General features: G+C 51.1%; 4 protein-coding genes. All 4 read right to left on the bottom strand.

What is annotated here, in order from left to right:
• Positions 1 to 262, bottom strand: a 262-nt coding sequence (locus VLH40_04085) for a hypothetical protein (protein ID HSV31187.1), incomplete at its 3' end; no start/stop codon positions are given.
• Between the two features lie 450 nt (positions 263 to 712).
• Positions 713 to 1768, bottom strand: a complete 1056-nt coding sequence (locus tag VLH40_04080; GenBank protein HSV31186.1) for an alcohol dehydrogenase catalytic domain-containing protein — start codon at positions 1766 to 1768, stop codon at positions 713 to 715.
• A 132-nt stretch (positions 1769 to 1900) separates the two neighbouring features.
• Positions 1901 to 3205, bottom strand: coding sequence for a tRNA-dihydrouridine synthase (locus VLH40_04075; protein ID HSV31185.1), 1305 nt, complete (start codon positions 3203 to 3205; stop codon positions 1901 to 1903).
• Positions 3206 to 3234: 29 nt separating this feature from the next.
• Positions 3235 to 4209, bottom strand: coding sequence for a sugar phosphate isomerase/epimerase (locus tag VLH40_04070; GenBank protein ID HSV31184.1), 975 nt, complete (start codon positions 4207 to 4209; stop codon positions 3235 to 3237).
• Positions 4210 to 4964 lie beyond the last annotated feature (755 nt).

The raw sequence follows: 4964 nt of genomic DNA, 5'->3' as shown, positions 1-4964 counted from the left end.
ATGGCAATCGCACTGACCCGCCTCTCTCAATAAAATCTTCGACGATCGCAATCTGTGCGGCAAAATCGACATGGGTTGCCGGCGACCTGGTGAGGATCTGGACGGGTATCCCGTGTTCTCGGGCCTGCGTGGCTGAAGCTTCAAAGAAATCCGTAGCGGTTTTGAAGACCCCGGTAATATCGGGTGGAGCCCAACCGATGATGATCTCCGGTATATCAGCAGATGCAAAAACCGCTCCCGCACAAGCAAACACGAACAACATCACCGCCGCGAGAATGACTATCGATCTGACCAGGAGAAACCCTCCCTTGGAATTTTCTAGAGTTTAGAAACACAAAACCACCCACCACTCATCGTCATTATTCATGGCCTCCCCCCCTTTCGTGAAGTTATGTGTCTTGAGGCTAACATATTAATGTACTGATGTTCTTACCAGATTACGCCTATTTATAACACACGCTTTCTGATAAAGCAAGTTAACCTACACTCAAATTCGCAATTTCCAATTTTGATTTTGCTGCAAAATTACTTATTGCAGTAGAATCATTTTTGGAAAAGCCGCTGGATAGTCCACTAGACAGGTTGATTGGATAACTACCGAGTTTGCGTGAAAGCGGCAATCTTGATCAAACTTGGGGTTGAGGAGTTTAGCGGGTTCCATTCCGTCGAACGGAAACGGCTCAAAACCCGCTAAACAGAAGGAATATCAGGGTTAAAAAATTTCCCGGGCTGTGATTTCGGGTGAAACAAAGATCTTGATGAGAGATGGATTGTTTTTGCTCTCTGCAAGGGCCTTTTCAAGTTCTTCCAGGGGAACCTTCATGGAGAAAAGCGGCCGGGGATCGATGCGTCCGTATTGAAGTAGAGCGATAGCGTCCGGCCAATCGTTCCCTACCCCCGCGCAGGATCCGACCATGCTCAACTCCCCGAGAACGAAGTCGAAGGGTTTCACCTGGATCAGGTCGTCGACGTCGGTGATCCCGAAAGCAGCCACCCGGCCGCCCGGCCGAACCAACCGAAAGGCTTGCTCATAAGTCTTGGCCATACCAACGGCTTCGATCACGAAATCGCCGCCCCGGCCGCCGGTCAGTTCTTTCACCCGTTGTTCGGTATTCTCCCGCTTGATGTCAATGATGTAATCCACGCCCATTTTTTCCGCCGCCTTGAGGCGTTCCGGTATCATGCCCACCAGAATGACCGGGGCGGCTCCCCGGAGTTTGGCAAGTTGAGTATGTAAAATACCCAGGGCTCCATCACCCAGGACAACCACACTGCTCCCCAAAGTGACGTCCATCGCCTTTGCGGCGTGAATGGTACAGGATACCGGCTCGATAAAGGCGCCGACCGTAAAATCCAGTCCATCAGGGAGTCGATGTATCTGGGATGCCGGTGCTTTGACATATTCGGCGAAAGCACCGTTGGTGTGAATACCCAATTGGTGGAATTGAGGGCAGGTCAGTTTTTGGCCCCGTAAACAATAAAAACATTCCTCGCATCCCAAATTGATATCGGCGGTGACCGGATCTCCTTCCTGAAATCCGGACACGTCTTTTCCCGCCCGGGCTACGATACCGGAAAATTCATGGCCGGCTACCAAGGGCAGGCGATCCCGCGAATATTTCCCAGAATAAATACTGTGATCGGTCCCGCAGATTCCGCAGATTTTCACTTTGATCAAAACTTCATGGCTGGCTATCTCCGGTACGGGAATCTCCTGCATCCGGATCTCACCCGGCTTGGTCACAACAGCTGCTTTCATCGTGTTCATCAACCTGTCGACCTCCTTTCCTTATCTGCAAATAAAACAATGATCGGCGAAGGGTGATCAGATGTGCCTCAACTTTCATTTACGTTGTACGCTGTCGTCAGGCCCCGACTGGTTAATTCCTTTGGTTATCCGCTACCGGGAAACGATGGATATTGCGTCAAACGGACAGATGACCGTACACATTGCGCAACTGGAACAATACGTCCCGTCGACAACCGGTTTCCCGTCCACCATAGAGATAGCCGGGCAATAGGAGGCGGCGCATTTCCCGCAACGCGTGCACTTTTCCTCGTTGATCAGGGCCATATAATAATAGAATTCGACCTCAGAAGATGGCTTCAGATGCTTCAATCCCAATCCCCGGAAATCATTCAGGGAGGAATATCCGCATTGAGACATGTACTTCTTCAACCAGCTATTGCTTCTTTCGATAAAGTCGATCCCTTTCAGAACGATACCGGTCAGGGTTTGACAGGCATTCGCGCCCAGCATGATCGCTTCCGCGACGTGTTCCGGACTGGTAATCCCCCCACCGGCGAACGTTTCAATCCCGGGAATATTTTTGGAAATCAGGGCCGTGGCCTTATACATGCTGAAACGAAGCATGGGGCCTCCGATATCAGAAAGGATATTCGCATTGTCACTCACCCCGGGATACTTCCCCCGCCCGCCATTCCAAATATCGGGAGGGGGAACGACAAAGTATTTGTGGGTGGTCACCACGAAACGGGCACCGATCTTCTGGGCTTCCTCGGTAATGTAGAGCATGCGGGGATAGCCAACTTCCGGAGTCAGCTTAAATCCGACCGGAACATCGGTGGCCCGGATACAGGCTTCCAACACCGGGAGAAATACATCGGGAGCGGTTCCCATCATCATCCCCCACTTGGCTTCAGGAGGGAGAAGTTTGGCATCCATATGGCACATGGCCCCTACCGGACATCCGGTATTGAGCTCAATGATATCCACACCCAGGTCGGCAACCCGCTTGGTCTGTTCCGCCCATTTGGCCGGATCCAGATCGTGAACCAGGACCTGGGCAATCACCGGTACATTCTTGGGCAGGGAAGGACGGATTTCATCCAGGAGTTCCTTGCCCCAACTCAGATAATTAAAGAGATTTTTTGCGGTATAGATGTGGGCTATGACTTCCTTGCGCGCCGAATCTACCGGAACCTTCATCCATCGTCCCACATAGTTCTGATTTTTAAACAGCGTGGGAAAGTCGAGATTTTTCTCTGCTTCCGTCGGTGCACCCGGAACAAGAGCCGGTATGTAGATATACCCGGCGCCCGCTTCAACATACTTCAAAAACAATTCGGCGGCCTTTCTTCCCGGAAACCAGGGCTTGTCCAGGTTGTGTGGCGAAACCCCAAAAGGGGTACGCATGGTCACCCCGGCCAGGGTTGTCGATATGTCGATATGCGAATTGTTCATAGAGTCCTGCTCCTCTCGTTGCCTTTACGCTATTGGAAGAGAATGTCCTTACGCCCCTCGTAAGGAGCTTTGATGATCAGTGGCCTCAAATAGTTTATAGTTTTTTCCGCACCGTCTTCCCGGCTCATGGTCACGTCTTCGTGTTCATAACTCAGGACATAATCGTAACCGACCAGGGTCAACTCGGTGATCACCTTTTTCCAGGGCACCGATCCCCAACCGGGAATCCGAAAGCGGAATCCGCGGTCAATCCGCATCCAGGGACCGGTCGGTATCGTTCCATCCCTTTTGACATTATGGGAAACAATTTCTCCGTCTTTGGCATGGACATGATAGATATGCGAGCCGAATTGCTGAACAAAATTTTCCACATCGATTCCTAGGTAAATGAGGTTCGCCGGATCGAAATTGAATCCCCAGGCCGGGTACCCACTTAATAGTTCCCGGCTCCGGCGGGCAGTCCACAGATCATAAACCATCTGGTTTGGATGAGCTTCGTGGGCAAATTTCACTCCGTACTCCTGAAATTTTTCGAGAACCGGCCCCCACCGTTCCACCAATTCCTCTTCCATTTCCGACCAGCCCTTACCATGGGGCCAGGGGAAAAAACGACCGAAATTTTCACACCCGACGAAACCACACACGACGGGAACTTCGAGATGATTTGCCGCCTGGGCGGTCTTGATCATTCGTTCCGTTCCGAAGCGGATTTTCTCTTCTTTGCTGCCCGGATGGATGCCATCGGTATCCTTGCCGTAAGGACCGAGGATCAATTGCCCTTCCGGGTGATTGCTCAGGGCGGAGACAATCAAGCCGCGCTCCCGTATCTTCTGTTTGATTAGCGCGGCGTAGGCGCTGTCTTCGGTCACCTTTTGCACATCAAGGTGCGGACTGCCGGTAAAAGCGGGCAGTTCGACCGCCTCGTACCCCAGTTGGGTAATCTTATCCAGGCAAGTTTCCAAAGGAACATCCAGGTAATTTGCGGTAAAAAACCCAATTTTCATGCTCAAACCTCCTGTATCGTATCTAGAATCAATCGCTCCTTCGCTAGTTTTTACTACAACAGCGACCCTTGGTCGATATCACCGGAGTCACAAAGATGGTCAATCCTTCGTGTCGGGACAACCACGGTTTGCCTCACAACGAAAATGCCCAAGCCTTAACCTTCTGGAATACGTTGAACAGGTTTATTGTCCGGTCAGCTGGCGGAATGGAATCCCGACTACGCCCAAACAAGCAAAAAAGGCAGATCATACGTCAAATCTTGTACCGACATCCGGGGAGTCAGCCTTTCTCCTGATCGGTTTTCAGTCATTCACCGTTTTCGTTTGATAGAAAAAAATGATCATCAGAAGAGTTTCGGGCGGTTGGAACCGCCCGAAACCGTAGTCCCGTATGCGGATATTCACGGCTCAATATGTGTACAAATGCGGTAGGATGGATCTTCTGTTTACCTGTTCAGTGGTTGCTATCTATTTTCCAATGATTGCTATCTTTAGGCACTATCGGTGATTTGTCAAGCACCGGCAATCGATCAAAATATCTTTTCTACTCGCCGTCTCAACTCTGACCGCAGTTCAAGACAGAAGATCATCGATCAGAGCACCGGGGGAAAGCCATCAGACGCGATTGCTCCGCCATCGAGCGGAATGATCGCTCCGTTGACGTAATTTGAAGCTTCGGAAGCCAGAAAAACCGTGATACCGAACAAATCGTCCCGGTTACCGGCCCGGCAGGCGGGTATCCGGGTTTGTAACTG

The sequence above is a fragment of the Atribacteraceae bacterium genome, assembly GCA_035477455.1.
Classification (GTDB): Bacteria; Atribacterota; Atribacteria; order Atribacterales; family Atribacteraceae; genus DATIKP01.
The sequence above is the reverse complement of the archived record's forward strand: the minus strand, read 5'-3'. Positions and strand labels throughout refer to the sequence as shown.